This window comes from Streptomyces sp. AC1-42W (assembly GCF_003248355.1).
GTDB lineage: Bacteria > Actinomycetota > Actinomycetes > Streptomycetales > Streptomycetaceae > Streptomyces.
This window is the reverse complement of the sequence record NZ_QKWY01000001.1, coordinates 2,554,667-2,573,632: the sequence shown is the minus strand read 5'-3', so window position 1 is coordinate 2,573,632 and position 18,966 is coordinate 2,554,667. Positions and strand designations below refer to the sequence as shown.

Annotated in this window: 16 protein-coding genes; 3 read left to right on the top strand and 13 right to left on the bottom strand. The window is 74.4% G+C overall.

Going from position 1 to position 18,966, the window contains the following annotated elements; translation table 11 throughout:
• Positions 1–17: 17 nt before the first annotated feature.
• The 3 genes from DNK56_RS11840 to DNK56_RS11830 all read right to left on the bottom strand — a co-directional run bounded on the left by DNK56_RS11840 (position 18) and on the right by DNK56_RS11830 (position 4,618).
• On the bottom strand, positions 18–2,054 hold the full coding sequence (locus DNK56_RS11840) for a tetratricopeptide repeat protein (protein ID WP_111333331.1): 2,037 nt from the start codon (positions 2,052–2,054) through the stop codon (positions 18–20).
• A 180-nt stretch (positions 2,055–2,234) separates the two neighbouring features.
• A complete protein-coding gene (locus DNK56_RS11835) occupies positions 2,235–2,861 on the bottom strand; it encodes an NUDIX domain-containing protein (RefSeq protein ID WP_111333329.1) in 627 nt (208 codons plus the stop codon).
• Positions 2,862–2,950: 89 nt separating this feature from the next.
• Positions 2,951–4,618: a CTP synthase gene (locus DNK56_RS11830; RefSeq protein ID WP_111333327.1), complete on the bottom strand. Its 1,668-nt coding sequence runs from the start codon at positions 4,616–4,618 to the stop codon at positions 2,951–2,953.
• A gap of 420 nt (positions 4,619–5,038) precedes the next feature.
• On the opposite strand from DNK56_RS11830, the gene DNK56_RS11825 reads away from it, so the two are divergent.
• Entirely contained in the window at positions 5,039–6,841 is a 1,803-nt protein-coding gene (locus tag DNK56_RS11825; RefSeq protein WP_111335706.1) for a glycoside hydrolase family 15 protein, read from the top strand.
• Between the two features lie 63 nt (positions 6,842–6,904).
• On the opposite strand, the gene DNK56_RS11820 is transcribed toward DNK56_RS11825, so the two are convergent.
• The 6 genes from DNK56_RS11820 to DNK56_RS11795 form a co-directional block, all read right to left on the bottom strand.
• On the bottom strand, positions 6,905–7,792 hold the full coding sequence (locus DNK56_RS11820) for a sulfurtransferase (RefSeq protein ID WP_111333325.1): 888 nt from the start codon (positions 7,790–7,792) through the stop codon (positions 6,905–6,907).
• A 138-nt stretch (positions 7,793–7,930) separates the two neighbouring features.
• Positions 7,931–9,007 (bottom strand): glycosyltransferase family 4 protein, encoded by a 1,077-nt coding sequence (locus DNK56_RS11815; RefSeq protein ID WP_111333323.1) that lies wholly within the window; start codon positions 9,005–9,007, stop codon positions 7,931–7,933.
• 234 nt (positions 9,008–9,241) lie between these two features.
• On the bottom strand, positions 9,242–10,987 hold the full coding sequence (gene recN, locus DNK56_RS11810; RefSeq protein ID WP_199563782.1) for a DNA repair protein RecN: 1,746 nt from the start codon (positions 10,985–10,987) through the stop codon (positions 9,242–9,244).
• Between the two features lie 109 nt (positions 10,988–11,096).
• On the bottom strand, positions 11,097–12,002 hold the full coding sequence (locus tag DNK56_RS11805; protein WP_111333319.1) for an NAD kinase: 906 nt from the start codon (positions 12,000–12,002) through the stop codon (positions 11,097–11,099).
• Positions 11,999–12,814, bottom strand: a complete 816-nt coding sequence (locus DNK56_RS11800) for a TlyA family RNA methyltransferase (RefSeq protein ID WP_111333317.1) — start codon at positions 12,812–12,814, stop codon at positions 11,999–12,001. The genes DNK56_RS11805 and DNK56_RS11800 overlap by 4 nt, the downstream gene beginning before the upstream one ends.
• Positions 12,815–12,821: 7 nt before the next feature.
• The gene (locus tag DNK56_RS11795; protein WP_443064223.1) at positions 12,822–13,103 is read right to left on the bottom strand and encodes a hypothetical protein; all 282 of its coding nucleotides are present in this window, start codon (positions 13,101–13,103) and stop codon (positions 12,822–12,824) included.
• 42 nt (positions 13,104–13,145) lie between these two features.
• Between DNK56_RS11795 and DNK56_RS11790 the strand changes: the two genes are divergently transcribed.
• On the top strand, positions 13,146–13,493 hold the full coding sequence (locus DNK56_RS11790) for an SCP2 sterol-binding domain-containing protein (RefSeq protein WP_111333313.1): 348 nt from the start codon (positions 13,146–13,148) through the stop codon (positions 13,491–13,493).
• 4 nt (positions 13,494–13,497) lie between these two features.
• Here the strand turns inward: DNK56_RS11790 and DNK56_RS11785 are convergent, their stop codons facing one another.
• The 4 genes from DNK56_RS11785 to DNK56_RS11770 all read right to left on the bottom strand — a co-directional run bounded on the left by DNK56_RS11785 (position 13,498) and on the right by DNK56_RS11770 (position 17,602).
• The gene (locus DNK56_RS11785) at positions 13,498–14,325 is read right to left on the bottom strand and encodes an ABC transporter ATP-binding protein (RefSeq protein WP_111333311.1); all 828 of its coding nucleotides are present in this window, start codon (positions 14,323–14,325) and stop codon (positions 13,498–13,500) included.
• A 50-nt stretch (positions 14,326–14,375) separates the two neighbouring features.
• The gene (locus DNK56_RS11780; RefSeq protein WP_111333309.1) at positions 14,376–15,449 is read right to left on the bottom strand and encodes a FecCD family ABC transporter permease; all 1,074 of its coding nucleotides are present in this window, start codon (positions 15,447–15,449) and stop codon (positions 14,376–14,378) included.
• Positions 15,446–16,405, bottom strand: coding sequence for a FecCD family ABC transporter permease (locus tag DNK56_RS11775; protein ID WP_111333307.1), 960 nt, complete (start codon positions 16,403–16,405; stop codon positions 15,446–15,448). Before DNK56_RS11775 ends, DNK56_RS11780 begins: the two co-directional genes overlap by 4 nt.
• Positions 16,406–16,573: 168 nt before the next feature.
• Positions 16,574–17,602 carry an HAD hydrolase-like protein gene (locus tag DNK56_RS11770; protein ID WP_111333305.1) on the bottom strand — a complete coding sequence of 343 codons (1,029 nt, stop codon included), beginning with the start codon at positions 17,600–17,602 and terminating at the stop codon, positions 16,574–16,576.
• Between the two features lie 71 nt (positions 17,603–17,673).
• Between DNK56_RS11770 and DNK56_RS11765 the strand changes: the two genes are divergently transcribed.
• Positions 17,674–18,954: a DUF1015 family protein gene (locus tag DNK56_RS11765; RefSeq protein ID WP_111333303.1), complete on the top strand. Its 1,281-nt coding sequence runs from the start codon at positions 17,674–17,676 to the stop codon at positions 18,952–18,954.
• Positions 18,955–18,966: the final 12 nt, after the last annotated feature.

Sequence of the window (18,966 nt, the reverse complement as noted above, 5' to 3'; positions counted from 1 at the left end):
GAAGCACTGCGGGTTTCTTAGGCCGGACTCGTTCCGCCCAGCAATCGGTCGGCCGTACCCCGGTGCAGCCCGGCCGCCGCCGGGTCGCCGAGGCGGTCCAAGGTGTCGGCGAGCCGGAGCTCCAGCGCCGCCTGCAACCGCACGTCCCCGACCCGCCGCGCCCACTCCACCGCCTCCCGGCAGGTGCGCAGCGACTCCTGCGGCCGGCCCGCGTACTCCTGGACCCGGGCCGTCTCGCTGAGCGCCCGCGCCTGGGCCGGCAGATCGCCGAGCCTGCGGTGGCCGGCCGCGGCGGCCCGCCAGTTGCGCAGCGCCTCCCCGTACCGCCCGGCGTAGGTGTGGACCGCGCCGAGCCGTCCGTAGAGGCGCGCCGCCTCCGCCGCCTCGCCCTGGGTGAGGCGCTGGGCGAGCGCCCGCCCGTACCAGTCGGAGGCCCGGTGGTAGTCGCCCAGCTCCGCGTAGGCGCCGCCGATGGACTCCATGGCCCGCCCGGTGGCGTACGGGTCCTTCGCGGCCCGCCCGGCGTCCAGCGCCTCCCGGTAGCGGGCGAGCGCCTCCTTCGTCCGGCCGGTCCCGGCGTCCAGGTCGGCCAGGTTGAGCAGGGCCGCCGCCCGTTCGCGGGGCAGGTCGCGGCGGACCGCGACGGCCAGCACCAGGCCGTGCAGGGCGTACAGGTCGGGCGCCGCGGCGTCGGTGCCCTCGTGGGCGGCCAGGGCCCGCACCAGCGCAGCGACCAGCCTGCGGGCCAGGGTGTCCAGCTCGCCGTCCCGCACGGCGGCCCGTGCGGCGGCCAGCAGCGCGGGCCTGCGGGCGCGCAGCCAGGCGGCGGCCGCGTCCGGGCCGGGGAAGCGCAGCGTGCGCGGGAGCCCGGCGAGCCGGCGGCGGGCCGGGGAGCCCTCCGGGTCGGTGACGGCCCGGCAGGACTGGAGCAGGCGCACGGTGCGCTCCAGCATGCGGGCGCGGGCGAGCTGGATCTCGGCCGGGCGGTCCCGGTCGTCCAGCAGGGCCCGCAGCAGCCCGGCGAGGCAGCCCGGCACCTCGTACTGCGGTTCCTCGACGTCCTCCTCGCGGCGCAGCAGCCCGAGCGTCACGAAGTCGTCGAGGGTGCTCCGGGCGGCCGACACGGAGCAGCCGGCCAGCGCGGAGGCGGTGTGGGCGTCGGCGAGGCCGCCGGGGGCGAGGGCGAGCAGGCGCAGTATCCGGGCCGGGGTGGCGGGCAGCGAGTCGTGGACGAGGCGGAAGGCGCGGATCAGCGGGCGGGCCCCGGCCGGTGCCTCGGCGTCGTCCGGCAGCGCGCGCAGCCGGCGCGTGGCGTCGGCCACGGAGGCGGTCGGTCGGGCGGCGAGCCAGCCGCCGACCAGGGCGAGCGCGGCGGGCTGTCCGCCGCACTCCTCGGCCATGGTCTGCGCGGCCAGCGGGTCCACGGTGATCCTGACCTGGCCGGTGGCGCGGCCCAGGAGCTGGACGGCGGAGCCGGTGTCCAGGCCGCCGATGGTGCAGGGGCGGACGCCGGGGATGCCGGTGAGCGGGCCGCCGGACGTGGCGACGACCAGGCAGTCCGGGTTGTCCGGGAGCAGCGGGTCGACCTGTTCGGCGTCCGGCGCGTCGTCGAGCAGGAGCAGGGCGCGGCGGGTGGCCAGGGCCTCGCGGAGCGTCTCGGTGAGTTCGTCCTCGTCGGCGCCGGGCGGGCCTGCGATGCCGAGCCGGTCCAGGAGGGCGCGGGCGGCGCGTTCGGTGGGGACGGGGGTGCCGTCGTTGCCGGTGAGCCGGACGCGCAGCAGCCCGTCCGGGTAGTCGCCGGCCTCCAGGAGCCTGCGGGCGAGTTCGGCGGCCAGCGCGGTGCGGCCGGAGCCGGGGCGTCCGGCGATCAGGAGGACCCGTGCGCGGGCGCTGCGGCGGCCGGCCATGGTGTCGAGTCCGGCGCGCTCGATGTCGGCGCGCAGTTGTTTCAACTCCCGTTCGCGGCCGAAGAATCGGGCCGTTTCACGGACGGCAGGCTCCTCGGTCCCCGCTGCCTCGGCCGGGCCGCTGGTGTCCACCGCCTGATCCGTCACGGGCCACGCTCCACTTCGCCGCACGCCTCGCCCGCCGGGACTCCGGTCAGGGCATTTCGAAGCGTAGTTCAGGCGGATGGACGGACGAGGTGGAGCGCGTCCCGGACGTCCCCCGATCGGATCAGCATTTTTTACGATCGGGGGACGGGGGTCGTGGGCCGGGGATCGGGGGACGGGGTGTCAGGCCTCGAAGGGGCGGGCCGGCCAGGGCGCCTCGGCGGGCCGCAGCGATTCGACGCCGTCGCCCGCGAGGACGGCGGCGAGCGCGAGCACGCCCACCACCAGGCAGCTGTTGTGCAGTTCCCCGGCGAGCACCTTGCGCACGAGGTCCTGGAGCGGTACCCGGTCCAGCTCCATGTCGGCCTCCTCCTCGGAGACCTCGAAGCGCTCGCCCTCCGCGTCGGAGACATCGCGGGCGAGGAAGATGCGGACGGCCTCGTCGGAGCCGCCGGGCGAGGTGTACAGGTCGGTCAGCACCCGCCAGTCCTCCGCCTCGACGTACGCCTCCTCGTACAGTTCGCGCTGCGCGGCGTGCAGCGGGTTCTCGCCGGGCACGTCGAGCAGGCCGGCCGGGATCTCCCACAGCTTGTGGCGGACCGGGTGGCGGTACTGGCGCAGGACGAGCACCCGGCCCTCGCCGTCGAGCGCGAGCACCGCGACCGATCCGGGGTGCACCTGGTAGTCGCGGTGCGCGACCGTTCCGTCGGGCATCTCCACGTCGTCGGAGCGGACGCTGGTCTTCTTCCCCCGGAACGGGGTAGCGCTCGCGGTGACCCGCCATTCCTCGGGCGTGTCCTGGATACCCATCTGCGTCCTCCCACGAAAAACGGTGACCGGGGCCCGCGCCCTGTACGGACGCGGGCCCCGGTCAACCGTAACGCCTGCGGGGATGCCGCCTACTTGCCCTGCTCGCCCCCGGCCGCGGTCTTGCGGGCGACGGCCGCCTTCACCAGACCGGCGAAGAGCGGGTGCGGGCGGGTCGGGCGGGAGCGCAGCTCCGGGTGCGCCTGGGTGGCGACCAGGTAGGGGTGGACCTCGCGCGGGTACTCGACGTACTCGACCAGCTTGTTGTCCGGCGAGGTGCCCGAGAAGACCAGTCCGGCCTTCTTCTCCAGCTCCGCGCGGTACGCGTTGTTGACCTCGTAGCGGTGGCGGTGGCGCTCCTCCACGTACGGCTGGTCGTCGTACGCCTCGCGGACCAGCGAGCCCTCGGCGAGCTTGGCCGGGTACAGGCCGAGGCGCATGGTGCCGCCCAGGTCGCCCGCGCCCTCGACGTAGGCGAGCTGCTCCTCCATCGTCGAGATGACGGGGTGCGCGGTGGCGGCGTCGAACTCGGTGGAGTTGGCGTCGGGGATCTCGGCGAGGTTGCGCGCCGCCTCGATCACGATGCACTGCAGGCCCAGGCAGAGGCCGAGCAGCGGCACCTTGTTCTCGCGGGCGTACTGGATCGCGCCGACCTTGCCGATCACACCGCGCTCGCCGAAGCCGCCGGGGATGCAGATCGCGTCCACACCGGCGAGGGCCTTCTGCGCGCCGGCCGGGGTCTTGCAGTCGTCGGAGGCGACCCACTCGACCTTGACGCGGGCCTTGTTGGCGAAGCCGCCGGCCCGGATGGCCTCGGTGACCGAGAGGTAGGCGTCGGGCAGGTCGATGTACTTGCCGACCAGGGCGACGGTGACCTCGTGGTCGGGGTTGTGGACGCGGTCCAGCAGGTCGTCCCAGGTGGTCCAGTCGACGTCGCGGAACGGCAGGTCGAGCTTGCGCACGACGTAGGCGTCCAGGCCCTCGGTGTGCAGCACCTTGGGGATGTCGTAGATCGACTTGGCGTCCACGCAGGCCACCACGGCCGCCTCGTCCACGTCGCACATCAGCGAGATCTTGCGCTTGATGGCGGTCGGCACGTCGCGGTCGGCGCGCAGCACGATGGCGTCCGGCTGGATACCGATGTTGCGCAGCGCGGCCACGGAGTGCTGGGTGGGTTTGGTCTTCAGCTCGCCGGACGGGCCGATGTACGGCAGCAGCGAGATGTGCACGACGAAGACGTTGTCCCGGCCGACCTCGTGGCGGACCTGGCGGACGGTCTCCAGGAACGGCAGCGACTCGATGTCGCCGACCGTGCCGCCGACCTCGGTGATGACGACGTCGACGTCGTCGGTGGCCATCCGGCGGATGCGGTGCTTGATCTCGTTGGTGATGTGCGGGATGACCTGCACCGTGTCGCCGAGGTACTCGCCGCGCCGCTCCTTGGCGATGACCTGCGAGTACACCTGGCCGGTGGTGACGTTGGCCGAACCGTCCAGGTCCACGTCGAGGAAGCGCTCGTAGTGGCCGATGTCCAGGTCGGTCTCGGCGCCGTCGTTGGTGACGAAGACCTCGCCGTGCTGGAACGGGTTCATCGTGCCGGGATCGACGTTCAGGTACGGGTCGAGCTTCTGCATGGTGACCCGGAGTCCGCGCGCCTTGAGCAGGGCGCCGAGGCTGGAGGCAGTCAGACCCTTGCCGAGGGAAGAGGCGACACCCCCGGTGACGAAGATGTGCTTGGTCGTCGTGGATGTGGGCTGCATAGCCAAAGGGGGCTCCCGTGGTCGCGCGATCATGAGGTGCGTGCCGGCGTTGTCGTCCGGAGGAATTCCGGGGATGCCGTCGCTGCGGTTCGGGGGCCTCGTCCGCTCTCGCGGACGACCACCGGTCCACGGGCTACCAGGGTATCAGCGACGGGGGGAGCCCGCTTCCGGCCGTGCCGCGCGCGAGCCCCCCGCGAGCCCCTTGTGCCCCTCGCACCCCACTCGACCGGCGGAACCCGGTTCGTCAAGAGGGTCGCGCGGACCACCCCGCTGCGTCGTATCCTTCTCGAACCCACTCGCTCGGGCGAGGCTCGGGCGAGGTATGTGCTCGCGGGTCCCCCACGACGACCCCTGGCAACGACCTCTTGACCCGCAGTAAGCGCCCCACGGGGCGACATGGCCGTTCGACTGGAGATGCACGTGGCCGGGCGCATCGAGGATTACGCACTCATCGGAGACATGCAGACCGCCGCCCTGGTCTGCCGGGACGGCACAGCCGACTGGCTGTGCCTGCCCCGCTTCGATTCACACGCCATTTTCGCGGGGCTGCTGGGCACCGAGGAACACGGCTTCTGGCGTCTGGGGCCGGCCCGCCCCGAGGGCACCGAGCCGCCTCCGGCCGACCGCCGCCGCTATCGCGGGGACTCCCTCGTCCTCGAATCGGAATGGGACACCCCGCGCGGCACGGTCAGAGTGACCGACTTCATGCCGCCGCGCGACGGGGCGCCGCAGCTCATCCGGATCGTGGAGGGCGTCAGCGGCCGGGTGCCGATGCGCTCGGAGCTGCGCATGAGGTTCAGCTACGGCCGCGTCACCCCCTGGGTGCACAAGGTGGGCTCGCGCACGGTCGCGGTCGCCGGACCGGGCTCGGTCTGGCTGGACACCGCCGTGGACACCTACGGCGAGAACCTGACCACGTACTCCGACTTCACCGTGGCCCCCGGCGACCGGATCGCGTTCACCATCAGCTGGCAGCCCTCGCACCTGGAGGCGCCCGCCCTCCCGGACCCGGAGGGCTCGCTGGAGGCGACCGCCGACTTCTGGCGCGAGTGGGTCGAGCAGTGCACGTACCACGGGCCCTACCGCGAGGCCGTGGTCCGCTCGCTGATCACGCTGAAGGCCCTGACGTACGCGCCGACCGGCGGCATCGTCGCCGCGCCGACCACCTCGCTGCCGGAGGACATCGGCGGCTCCCGCAACTGGGACTACCGCTACACCTGGCTGCGCGACGCCGCGATCACCCTGTCCTCGCTGCTGCGCACCGGCTACCGCGAGGAGGCCCGCGCCTGGCGCGAGTGGCTGCTGCGCGCGGTCGCCGGCGACCCGGAGAACCTGCAGATCATGTACGGGATCGCGGGCGAACGCGAACTGGGCGAGGCCGAGCTGGAATGGCTGCCGGGCTACGAGGGCTCCGCCCCGGTCCGGGTCGGCAACGGCGCGGCCGGGCAGCTCCAGCTCGACGTGTACGGCGAGGTCACCGAGGCGCTGCACCTCGCGCACATGACGGGCCTGGCCCGCAACGACTACGCCACCGGGCTCCAGCTCAAGCTCATCGAGTACCTGGAGAAGCACTGGACGGAGCCCGACGAGGGCATCTGGGAGGTGCGCGGCCCGCGCCGCCACTTCGTGCACTCCAAGGTGATGGCCTGGGTCGCCGTGGACCGGACGATCAAGCTCATCGAGTCCGGCGACGCGGAGGGGCCACTGGAGCGCTGGCGCGAGCTGCGCGACGACATCCACCGCGACGTGTGCGAGCGGGGCTACGACAAGGAGCGCAACACCTTCACCCAGTCGTACGGGTCGAAGGAGCTGGACGCCTCCCTGCTGCTGATCCCCCAGATGGGCTTCCTGCCCCCCGACGACAAGCGGGTCATCGGCACCATCGAGGCCATCCAGCGGGAGCTGTCCACGGAGGACGGCTTCGTCCTGCGCTACCCGACCGCCGGTGCGAACGCGGGCGTGGACGGTCTGGAGGGCGACGAGGGCGCGTTCCTGGCCTGCTCGTTCTGGCTGGCGGACGACCTGGCGATGATCGGCCGGGTGGACGAGGCCCGCCGGCTGTTCGAGAAGCTGCTGTCCCTGCGCAACGACCTGGGCCTGCTGGCCGAGGAGTGGGACGCGCGGCTCCAGCGCCAGGTGGGCAACTTCCCGCAGGCGTTCAGCCATGTGCCGCTGATCGACACCGCCCTGCGCCTCACGGCGAGCGGAGCGTACGTCGGCTGACCCGCCGCCCCGCGTACGCCCCCGCCCGGCAGCCGTTCCCCGGCAGCCGGGCGGGGTCGTTCTTCAGCCGTTCCGCGGCCCTGTCGCGACCGGCCGGTCCGGGGACGGCAGTCCCCACTCGCTCCACGACCCGTCGTACACCGTCAGGTCCCGGTAGCCCGCCAGGTCGGCGCCGAGCGCCAGTACGCACGCGGTCACGCCCGACCCGCAGCTGAAGTACAGCCGCTCCCGGTCACCGGCCGCCCCGGCGAACGCGGCCCGCAGCTCGGCGGGCGGCAGCATCCGCCCCTCGCCGTCCTGGAGCCGGCCGAACGGCAGACTGACGGACCCCGGCATATGGCCGCCGCGCAGCCCGGCCCGCGGCTCCGGCTCCGTGCCCTCGTACCGTCCGCGCGTCCGGGCGTCGAGCACCGCGGCCGCCGGATCGGCCAGCGCGGCGGCCACCTCGCCGGCCCCCGCCAGCGGCCCCGGCCGGGGCACGGCCGTGAATTCCCCGCGCCCGGGGGCGGCCGGCGGCGCGCCCCGGTCGACGGGCAGTCCGGCGGCGGCCCAGACGGGCAGGCCCCCGTCGAGCACGGCGCACCGGTCGAAGCCCATCGCCCGGAGCATCCACCAGGCCCGTGCGGCGGAGTAGATCCCGGCGGCGTCGTACACGACGACGGTGTCCGCGTCGTTCAGGCCGAGCGCCCGCATCTCCTCGGTGAACCGGCCGGCGTCCGGCATGGTGTGCGGCAGCGGGCTCACAGGGTCGGAGAGCGGGCCGTCGAGGTCGAAGACGCGGGCGCCCGCGATCCGCCGGCCGCTCCCCCGGTGCGCGCCGACCGAGGCGTCGAGCACCAGCAGTCCGGGGGCGCCCAGGCGCGCGGCGAGCCAGTCGACGGGGACCAGCGGCCCCGGCAGCGCGCCGATCGCGCCGCCCCGCGCCCCGTCCGCCCGTACGTCCTCGCCCATGCGCCCTCCCGGCTGCCCGAACACCGGACCGCCCCGGCCCGGATGTGCAAGATCGCAGCCGCTCCCGGCCGTGTCAACGGCCGCCTGCCGCGCCCCGGTCCGGTCGGGCTCCCCCGCGTCGCGGCGCCCCGGTCCCGGTCAGCCCACCGCCAGTTCGTCGTACACGCACAGCACCTGGGCCACCGTGTCGTCCTCCGTGGGCCAACTCGCCGCCTGCCGCGGTCCGTCGGCGGCCAGCCGGTCCCGCGCGGCCGGGTCGACGAGCAGCCGGGCCACCTCCATGGCGAGCGCCTCGCCGTCCCCGTACGGGACGAGCACCGCCGCGTCCCCCACGAGTTCGGGCGTACCGCCGACCGCCGTGGCGACCAGCGGCACCCCGGACCGCAGGGCCTGCTGGGCCGTCGTCGAGCGGGACTCCCAGCGGCTGGGCAGGACGGCGACGTCGGCGGCGGCCAGCAGCGCGGCGGCGTCGGGCCGGTCGCCGAGCAGTTCGACGGGCAAACCCTCGGCCGTGATCCGCTTCCGCAGGGCCGCCCGCTCCCGCCCCTCGCCGACGACGGCCACCAGCGGCACGGGGTCGAGCAGGCGCCACAGCGCCGCCGCGTCGAGCAGGGTGCCGTAGCCGCGGTGCGGCACGAGGCTGCCGAGAGCGACGATCAAGGGACGCTCGACCGCGCCCAGTTCGGCGCGCAGCTTGTCGGCGGGCGGCGCGGCCGGCAGCGGTGGCCGGGGGGCGGCGACGGGTGCGAGCCGCGCGTCGCGGGCGCCCCGGACGCGCGCCCGGTCGACCAGGTCGGACGAGGTGGCGAGCACCACGGCCGCCGCCCGTACCGCGCGCCGCTCCAGCAGGTGCAGCAGCCGGCGGCGGGCCCCTTCGGCGTGCGCCCGGGTGTGCCAGGTGACGACCAGGGGGACGGGCCGGCCGCCGATCGCGAGGGCCGCCCGCACGGCGGCGTGCAGCCCGTGGGCGTGGACGACGTCCGCCTGGGCGCAGGCGGCGCGCAGCGCGGCGACGGCCGCCGGGTCGCTGCGCCGGGGCACGGGCGCGAAGTCGGCACCGGTGGCGGAGAAGTCGTGGGTGCGGTCCAGCGCGGCGGGCGCGCAGACCGTGACCCGCACGCCGCGGGCGACCAGCCCGGCGGCCAGCGAGCCGGCGTGCGCGCTGCTGCCGGCGCTGCCGCCGCCGAGTACCTGCACCGTGCGCAGCTGTGACACGTCGATCGGCTCCCGGTGGCTCCCGAGTCGGGGAATTGAACAGGGGCAAGGATGCCAGTCCGTACGCACGTTCCGGCGCGAGGGAACCGTTCCTCCAGTGCCGATCGCGACAAACCGGGCGCTGTACACCACTCGCACGGGTGAAAGAACGCGCGCCCTCGACGCGCCCCGGTTCACTCCCGCCACGCCGTCCGGGCCGGGACCGCATAATGCGGCCCCGGCCGGGACGGGCGGCTACGCGTCGGCGCGGGCCGCCGCGAGGAGTTCCTCGGCGTGGGCGCGGGCGGTCTGCGAATCCTCCTGTCCGGCGAGCATCCGGGACAGCTCGCGCACCCGGTCCTCGCCCTCCAGGACGGTGACCCCGCTGCTGGTCACCGAGCCGTCCACGGTCTTCTCGACCAGCAGCTGCCGGTCGGCGAACGCGGCCACCTGGGGCAGATGCGTGACGACGACGACCTGGGCCGACCTGGCGAGCTTGGCGAGCCGCCGCCCGACCTCCACGGCCGCCTTGCCGCCGACGCCCGCGTCCACCTCGTCGAAGAGGTACGTGGGCACCGGGTCGGACCCGGCGAAGACCACCTCGACCGCGAGCATCACCCGGGACAGCTCACCGCCCGACGCGCCCTTGGCGATCGGCCGCGGCTGGGCGCCCGGGTGCGGGGCCAGCAGCAGTTCGACCTCGTCGGCGCCGGCCGGACCGTAGGCCACGGCGCGGCCGCCGATCTCGATGCCGGACGCCTCGTCCGCCGCCTCGGTCTGCCGGATGTCGAAGGACACCCGCGCGTGCGGCATGGCCAGGGAGGCCAGCTCCGCGGTCACCGCCTCGGCGAAGGACGCGGCGGCCGCCGTCCGGGCGTCGGTCAACGCCTGCCCGAGGCCGGAGAGTTCGGCGCGCAGCGCGTCCCGCTCCGCGGCCAGCTCGCCGATCCGGTCGTCGTCGCCCTCCAGCTCGGTGAGCCGGGCCGCGCCCTCCTGCGCCCAGGCGAGCACGGCCGCGATGTCCTCCCCGTACTTGCGGGTGAGGCCGGTCAGCGCGGCGCGCCGTTCCTCGACGGCGGCGAGCCGCAGCGGATCGGCGTCCAGCTGGTCCGCGTAGCCGGACAGTTCGCCGGAGACGTCGGCGAGCAGGATGGAGATCTCGCCGACCCGGTCCGCGAGCGAGGCGAGCGCCGGGTCGTGCGAGCGCACCCCGTCGAGAGCCTGACGGGCCGCGGCCACCACGGTCGTGGCGTCCAGGGCCTCCGGGTCCTCCGGGTTGCCGGCCAGCGCGGTGTGCGCCAGGGCGGCGGCGGAGGCGAGCGCGTCGGCGTGCCCGAGCCGCTGGGCCTCGGCGGCCAGTTCGACGTCCTCGCCGGGCAGCGGTTCGACGGCGGCGATCTCGTCGAGACCGAAGCGCAGCAGGTCGGCCTCCTGGGCGCGCTCGCGGGCGCGCGTCGTCAGCTCGTCCAGCTCCGTCGCGACCGCACGCAGCCGCTTGTAGGCCGCCGCGTAGGCCGCCAGCGGCCCGGCGACGCCGTCGCCCGCGTACCGGTCGAGGGCCTGGCGCTGCCTGGCCGGTTTGAGGAGGCCCTGCTGGTCGGTCTGGCCGTGCACGGCGACGAGTTCGTCGGCCAGCTCGGACAGCACGCCCACCGGCACGGATCTGCCGCCCAGGTGCGCCCTGGAGCGCCCTTCGGCGGAGACGGTGCGGCTGATGAGCAGCGCGCCGTCCTCGATCTCGGCCCCGGCCTCCTCGGCCCGCGCGGCCACCGCGTCTCCCGCGGCCACCGTGATCCGGCCCTCGACGACCGCGGCCTTGGCACCGATCCGTACGAGGGCGGGGTCGGCGCGCCCGCCGAGCAGCAGCCCCAGGCTGGTGACGACCATGGTCTTGCCCGCGCCGGTCTCGCCCGTCACCGCGGTGAAACCGGGTGACAGCTCCACCACCGCGTCGTCGATGACCCCGAGCGACCGTATCCGCATCTCCTCCAACACGGACATGACCATACGAGGTTTCCCCGCCCGCGTGCACACGGGCCACGGCCCGGCCGCCCCCGATCCGCGGCCGGTCCGGCGGCCGGCGGGAGATCGGCCGGGGATCAGCTGGGGCTCAGTTGGGGGCGCCCCGCCAGCCCGAGACGGGCAGCGCGAACTTGGCCACCAGGCGGTCCGTGAACGATGCCTGGTGCAGCCGGGCCAGCCGTACGGGGACGGCGCCGCGCCGCACCTCGACGCGCGCGCCGGGCGGCAGCTCGACGGTGCGGCGGCCGTCGCACCAGAGCACTCCGTGCGGGGTGTGCGGCTGGACCTCGACGGCGAGCACCGAGGACGGCGAGGTGACGAGCGGCTTGGCGAACAGGGCGTGGGCGCTGATCGGGACCATCAGCAGGGCCTCGACCTCCGGCCAGACGACGGGCCCGCCGGCCGAGAAGGCGTACGCGGTGGACCCGGTGGGCGTGGCGCAGACGATGCCGTCGCAGCCGAAGCCGGTCACCGGCCGGCCGTCGATCTCCAGGACGACTTCGAGCATCCGCTCGGGCGACACCTTCTGCACGGCCGCCTCGTTGAGCGCCCAGTCGGTGTGCACGACGTCGCCGTTGCTGTGCACCAGCACGTCGACGGTCATGCGTTCCTCGACCGTGTAGGCGCGGGTGACGACCCGGTCGACGACCCTGTCGAGGTCGTCGCGCTCGGCCTCGGCGAGGAAGCCGACGCGGCCCAGGTTGACGCCGAGCATCGGCACCCCGGAGGCGCGGGACAGTTCGGCGCCGCGCAGCAGGGTTCCGTCGCCGCCGAGGACGATCAGCAGCTCACAGCCGTTGAGCACCTCGGGCGTGGCGTCGGTGACGGTCTCGACGGACGAGGGCAGGGGCAGGTCGGCCGCCTCCGTGGCCAGGACCCGTACGCCCAGGCCGCTGCGGAGCAGCCCCTGGACGACGAGTTCGGCACTGCGGATCGCGGCCGGCCGGCCGGTGTGCGCCAAAAGGAAGACTGTACGTGCCGCATTCGTCGTCAACGAGGCCCCTCCGCCACTGCACGGTCGACATCCGCGGGATCGAGTTCAGGTGCCCCGGCCCGCAGCCACAGAAAGTACTCGACGTTCCCCGAGGGCCCCGGCAGCGGGCTGGCCGTCACGCCCAGGACCCCCAGCCCCAGCACGCGGGCCCGCCGGGCCACTTCGCGTACCGTCTCGGCGCGCAGTTCGGGGCTGCGCACCACCCCGCCGCCGCCGAGGCGTTCCTTGCCGACCTCGAACTGCGGTTTGACCATGAGGACGAGGTCGGCGTCGGGGGCGGCGCAGCGGACGAGGGCCGGCAGCACAAGGCCGAGCGGGATGAACGAGAGGTCGCCCACCACGAGGTCCACCGGTTCGCCGTCGATCGCCTCCAGGGTCAGTTCCCGCACATTGGTGCGGTCCTTGACCACGACGCGGTCGTCGGATTGGAGCGACCAGGCGAGCTGGCCGTAGCCGACGTCGACGGCCAGGACCTTCGCCGCCCCGGCGCGCAGCAGTACGTCGGTGAAGCCGCCGGTCGACGCCCCGGCGTCCAGGGCCCGCCGGCCCTCGACGCGGAGCCCCTGCGGGACGAAGGCGGCGAAGGCGCCCGCCAGTTTGTGGCCGCCGCGCGAGACGTACTCGGGGTCGTCGTCGTCCTTGGTGACGACGACGGCGGCGCTGGTCTCGACCTGGGTGGCCGGCTTGGTCGCGGTGTTGCCGCCGACGGTCACCCGGCCCGCCGCGATCAGCTGGCTCGCGTGCTCGCGCGAGCGGGCGAGCTTGCGGCGTACCAGTTCGGCGTCGAGACGGCGACGGGCGACTCCTGCCACGTTCGGTTCAGCTCCTGTGGTCGTACGAGGGCGTCCTTGCGGGGCCCGGTGCGGGGGCGGGGCCGGCGTCCAGCGCGTCCAGCGCCTCGCGCAGACCCCGGTGTACATCCTCGTACACCTCGGTGTGCCCGTCCGCCGCGAGGTGGTCGGCGTCGGCCAGGCGCTCCAGCAGGGCGTCCACCGCGGTGCTGCCGGTGGGCGTCCGTACGACACCGAGGGGCGCGGGCTCCGCGGGCGCGGCCGGCTCCGGCGGGGTGTCCGTCTCGGGCTCGGGCATCGGGTCGCTCATGCGGAAACGCTACCGCGTGGGGCTGCGGTACCGTCGAGCACGATGGCGACCATGGCGGAGTGCCGCAGCGCACTCGACAGACTTTCCGACAATCTCGCGGGGGCGGACGGCGACGTGCGCCGCGCCGCCGATCTGGACCGCTCGCTGAGCTGCCACATCAGAGACCTGGACGTCACGTTCACCGGCCGGCTGTCCGGCGGCCGCATCCGGGTTCTGGACACCCTGGAGGGGCCGCCCCGCGAGAAGGCCGAGATTCGTCTGGCGATGACCGGGGACGATCTGGTCGCCATGGTGGACGGCGACCTGAACTTCGCCAAGGCGTGGGCCTCGGGGCGCGTACGCCTGGAGGCGGGCTTCCGGGACCTGCTGAAGCTGAAGTCGCTGCTGTAGGGGTTCAGCCCCGGCCCGCGCTCGCCGGCACCTTCCGGGCGCGCGCCCCGCGCACCCGCGCCGCCGGTACGACCAGCGGCGTTCCCGTCTCGGGGTCGGGAATCACCTGGCAGCGCAGCCCGAACACCCGCTCCACCAGTTCCGCGGTGACGATCTCGCCGGGCGGCCCCTCGGCGACGATCTCGCCGCCGCGCATCGCGATGAGGTGGGTGGCGTAGCGCGCGGCGTGGTTCAGGTCGTGCAGGACGGCGACCAGCGTCCGCCCGCGCGTCTCGTGCAGTTCCGCGCACAGGTCGAGCACGTCGATCTGGTGCTGGATGTCGAGGTACGTGGTCGGCTCGTCCAGGAGCAGCAGCGGCGTCTCCTGGGCGAGGGCCATCGCGATCCAGACCCGCTGGCGCTGGCCGCCGGACAATTCGTCGACATAGCGATCGGCCAGCTCGCCGACGCCCGTGGAGGCCATCGCCTCCTGGACGACGTGCTCGTCCTCGGGCGACCACTGCCGCAGCAGGCCCTGGTGCGGGTAGCGGCCGCGCGCCACCAGGTCGGCGACGGTGATGCCGTCGGGCGCGATGGAGGACTGCGGCAGCAGGCCCAGTGTCTTCGCGACCTTCTTGGCGGGCAGTCCGTGGATGGACCGCCCGTCCAGCAGCACCTGGCCGCTGCTCGGCTTCAGCATCCGGGACAGGGCCCGCAGCAGGGTGGACTTGCCGCAGGCGTTGGGGCCGACGATCACGGTGAAGGAGCGGTCCGGGATCTCGACCGAGAGGTTCTCCGCGATGACCCGCTGGTCGTAGCCGATGGTCACCGAGTCCGCGGTGAGGCGCTGCATGGTCGTACTCCGGGGGTGGGACGGACGGTGGGGGTCGGCGGTGCGGGGGCTCATATGCGTCCCGCCTTGCGTTCGGTCACCAGCAGCCACACCAGATAGCAGCCGCCCAGGACCCCGGTGACGACGCCCACGGGCAGTTGCCGGTCGCCGAACGCGTCGAGCGCGATCCAGTCGGCGACGAGCAGCAGCGCGGCGCCCATCACGGTGGCGGCGACCAGGTTGGGGCCGGTGGACCGGGTCAGCCGGCGCGCCAGCTGGGGGGCGCTCAGCGAGACGAAGGCGATGGGCCCGGCGGCGGCCGTGGCGACGGCGACGAGCAGCACGGCGGAGCCCATGAGCAGCAGGCGTACGCGTTCGACGCGCACCCCGAGCGCGTACGCGGCGTCGTCGCCCATCTCCATGACGCGCAGGGCGGGCCCGTGCCCGTACACCAGCGGCAGCAGTACGGCGCAGACGGCCAGCAGCGGCCAGACCTGCGCCCAGTCGCGGCCGTCGAGCGAGCCGGTCATCCAGACGACGGCCCGGGTGGCGTCGACCAGGTCGGCCTTGGTGATCAGGTACTGGGTGACGGCGGTCAGCATGGCCGCCGCGCCGATCCCGACCAGGACGAGCCGGAAGCCGTGCACCCCGCGCTTCCAGGCCAGCAGGTAGACGGCGACCCCGGTGACCAGGCCGCCGGTGATCGCGCCGCCCGCGACGGCCGCCGCGCCGCCCTGGAAGAGGACGATCACGGTGAGCGCGCCGACGGTGGCGCCCTGGCCGAAGCCGAGCACATCGGGGCTGCCGAGCGGGTTACGGGAGATGGTCTGGAACACGGCACCGCCGGCCCCGAGCGCCGCGCCGACGAGCAGGCCGACGAGCACGCGGGGCAGCCGGAGTTCCGTGACGATGAACTCCTGCTGGAACGTGCCGTGGCCGAAGAGCGTGGTCACGACCTCGCCGGGCGTCATCGAGAAGTCGCCGCTGCCGATGAGGACGACCGCCGCGCCCGCCGCGACGGCGGCCAGGGCCAACGCCACCGCGGCGGCCCGCACGTTCATCCGGAACGAATACCCGCCGGGCGTCCGCACGGCCCGCGCCGGACGGACGGCGCGCGCCGTCTCCTTCGTGGTCGTGGCGCTCACAGCTGGGACATCCTCTTGCGTCGTACGAGGTGGATGAAGACGGGCCCGCCGATCAGCGCGGTGACGATGCCGACCTGGAGTTCGGACGGCCGGGCGACGACCCGGCCGACCACGTCCGCGCCGAGCAGCAGCACCGGCGAGAGGACGGCCGCGTACGGCAGAATCCACCGCATGTCCGGGCCGGTGAGAGCACGCACCAGGTGCGGGATCATCAGCCCGATGAAGACGATCGGCCCGCACGCGGCGGTCGCGGCCCCGCAGAGCAGGGTGACGGCGAGCATCGCGAGGACGCGGGTCCGGGTCAGATGGGCGCCGAGCGCCCTGGCCGTGTCGTCGCCCATCTCCAGGGCGTTCAGCGGGCGCGCGATGAACGCGGTGAGCAGGACGCCCAGCGCGATGAACGGCCACACCTTGTCGAACGTCCCGGTGTTCGCGGAGGCCAGCGAGCCGACCGTCCAGAACCGCAGCCGGTCCAGCGCCGCCGAGTCGAGCAGCTGTACGGCGTTGACGTAGCCGTAGAGCGCGGCGGTGACGGCCGTCCCGGCGAGCGCCAGCCGCACCGGCGTGGCCGCGCGGCTGCCGCCGAGGAAGTACACGGCCACCGACACGATCGCGGCGCCCGCGAAGGCGAACCACACATAGCCGGTCAGCGAGGTGACGCCGAAGAAGCCGATGGCGGAGACGACGGCGGCCGAGGCGCCGGCGTTGACCCCGAGGATGCCCGGCTCGGCGAGCGGGTTGCGGGTGAGCGCCTGCATCACCGCCCCGGCGAGCCCGAGCGCGGCGCCGACGACGAGCCCCAGCACGGTGCGGGGCACGCGCACATCGCGTACGAGGACGTCGTCGCCGCTCCCCGCGTAGTGGAACAGGCCGTGCCACACATGGGAGAGGGGCATCGCCTTGGCGCCGATCGCGATGGACGCGAAGCAGACCAGCACGAGAACGGCCACGGCCACCAGGAGCCCCGCCGCTCTCGCCGCGTGACGTCTGCGGGGAGCGGCGGCCGTCTCCGGCGCGGCTATCGGGCCGGAACGGGTATCCGGGGGACTTTCAACCAACACAAGGTTAGGTTAGCCTACCCAACCCCCATTTCCTCCGGCCCGGGTCCGCATGCGAGTCGCCGTCTACAGCCCCAGCCGGGCCACGGCCTTCTCCGCGTCCAGCCCGCATGGCCCGTCCCCGGCATGTGACCAGGCCGCCGCGCACAGCGCGCGCAGCCCGTCGAGCGCCCCGCCCTCGCCTTCCAGCACCAGCCGCCCGTCGCGCGCGCGGGCCGTCCAGCCGCCGCAGCCGAAGCCCTCGCCGTCCGCCGTCACCTCGGGCTGTCCGGTGAGCAGCCCGCGCAGATCCGCGTCGATGTACGTGGGCCGGTGCTCGGGCACGGCCGCCACCAGCTGCGCCGCGTCCGTCACCCCGGTCAGCACCAGCAGCGAGTCGACGCCGCCGTTGAACGCCCCCTCGATGTCCGTGTCGAGCCGGTCGCCGACCACCAGCGGCCGCCGGGCCCCGGTGCGCAGCACGGTCTCGCGGTGCATCGGCGGCAACGGCTTCCCGGCGACCCGGGGTTCGGCGCCGGTCGCGATCCGGACGACCTCCACGGCCGCCCCGTTGCCCGGCGCGATGCCCCGCGCGCCCGGAATCGTCCGGTCGGTGTTGGACGCGAACCACGGCAGGCCGCGATTGATCGCGTACGAGGCCTCCGCGAACCGGCCCCACGCGAGATCAGGACCGCCGTACCCCTGCACCACGGCGACCGGATCGTCCTCCGCCGACTCGACCGGAACCAGGCCGCGTTCGCGCAGCGCGACGTGCAGCCCCTCCCCGCCGACCACCAGCACCCGCGCCCCGGCGGGCAGTTGGTCGGCGACCAGCCGGGCCACGGCCTGCGCCGAGGTGATCACGTCGGTCGGCGCGGCCGGTACGCCCAGCTCGGTCAGATGCCGGGCCACGGCGTCCGGGGTGCGCAGCGCGTTGTTGGTGACGTACGCCAGATGCATCCCGCCGTCCCGCGCCGTGCCGAGCGCCGCCACGGCGTGGTCGATCGCCAGCCCGCCCGCGTACACGACACCGTCGAGGTCGAGCAGCGCCGTGTCGTACGCCTCGTTCAACGGCGTGCCGCTGCCGCTCGGCCTGGTCCTGCTCGTCCCGCTCATGTTCCGCGCTCCTCATCGGCTGCCTCTCCCCCGATCATCGCGCATCCCCGTACCCCACATACGATGCGTGGATGAATACACGAGGCACCACGGACCGGGGACTGCGTCTGATTCCGTTCCGCGGACTGCGTTACGTCCCCGAACGGGTCGGCAGCCTCGCCGCGGTGACCTCGCCGCCGTACGACGTGGTCGTCCGCCCGGACGGGCTGCTGCATCTGGAGTCGGCGGACCCGTACAACATCGTCCGTCTGATCCTGCCCCAGGCCGACACGGTCGCCGCCCGCAACGCCCAGGCAGCCGCGACCCTGCGCGACTGGCTCGCGGAGGGCGTGCTCGCACCGGACGCGGAACCCTCCCTGTACGTGTACGAGCAGCGCGGCGACGGCATCCTCCAGCGGGGCGTCGTCGGCGCCCTCGCGCTCTCCGGGCCGGACGCGGGCGTCGTGCTCCCGCACGAGGACGTCATGGCGCACGTCGTCGAGGACCGGGCCGACCTGATGCGCGCCACGGCCGCCCATCTGGAACCGCTGCTGCTGACCTACCGGGGCGACGAGGACGCCGCCACGGGCGCGACCGCCGTCATCGAGCGGACCGTCGACCGTCCGCCGCTGCTCGCCACGACCACCGAGGACGGCTTCCGCCACCGGCTGTGGGCGGTCACCGACGCCGGTCAACGCGCGGAGATCCAGGCGGACCTGATCCGGCATCAGGCCCTGATCGCGGACGGCCACCACCGCTGGGCCACCTATCTGCGGCTCCAGGAGGAGCACACGGACCCCGGCCCCTGGGACTACGGCCTGGTCCTGCTGGTGGACACCGCCCGCTACCCGCTCCGGGTACGCGCCATCCACCGGCTGCTGCACGGCCTGCCGGTCGCCGACGCGGTGGCCGCGCTGTCCGGCCTGTTCCGGGTGCGCGAGGTGCCGGGGCCGCTCCCCCGCGCCCTGGAGGCGCTGGCCGGCGCGGCCGACGAGGGCAACGCGTATCTCCTCGCGGGCGACGGCGGCTTCCATCTGGTGGACCGGCCCGACCCGGCGCTGCTCGCCCGCGCGGTTCCGGCGGACCGGCCGGCGGCCTGGCGGACCCTGGACGCGACGGTGCTGCACGCGGCGCTGCTCGACCGGGTCTGGCGCATCCCGGACGACCCGGCGCACATCGCGTACATCCACGACACGGCGGCGGCCGTGGAGCAGGCCGAGCGGCGCGGCTCCACGGCGGTGCTGATGCATCCGGTGCGCGAGGAGCTGGTCCGGGACCTGGCCCGGCAGGGGGTCACGATGCCCCGCAAGTCGACGTCCTTCGGCCCGAAGCCCGCCACCGGCCTGGTGCTGCGCAGCCTGGACCTCGGCTGAGCGCTCGCCCGT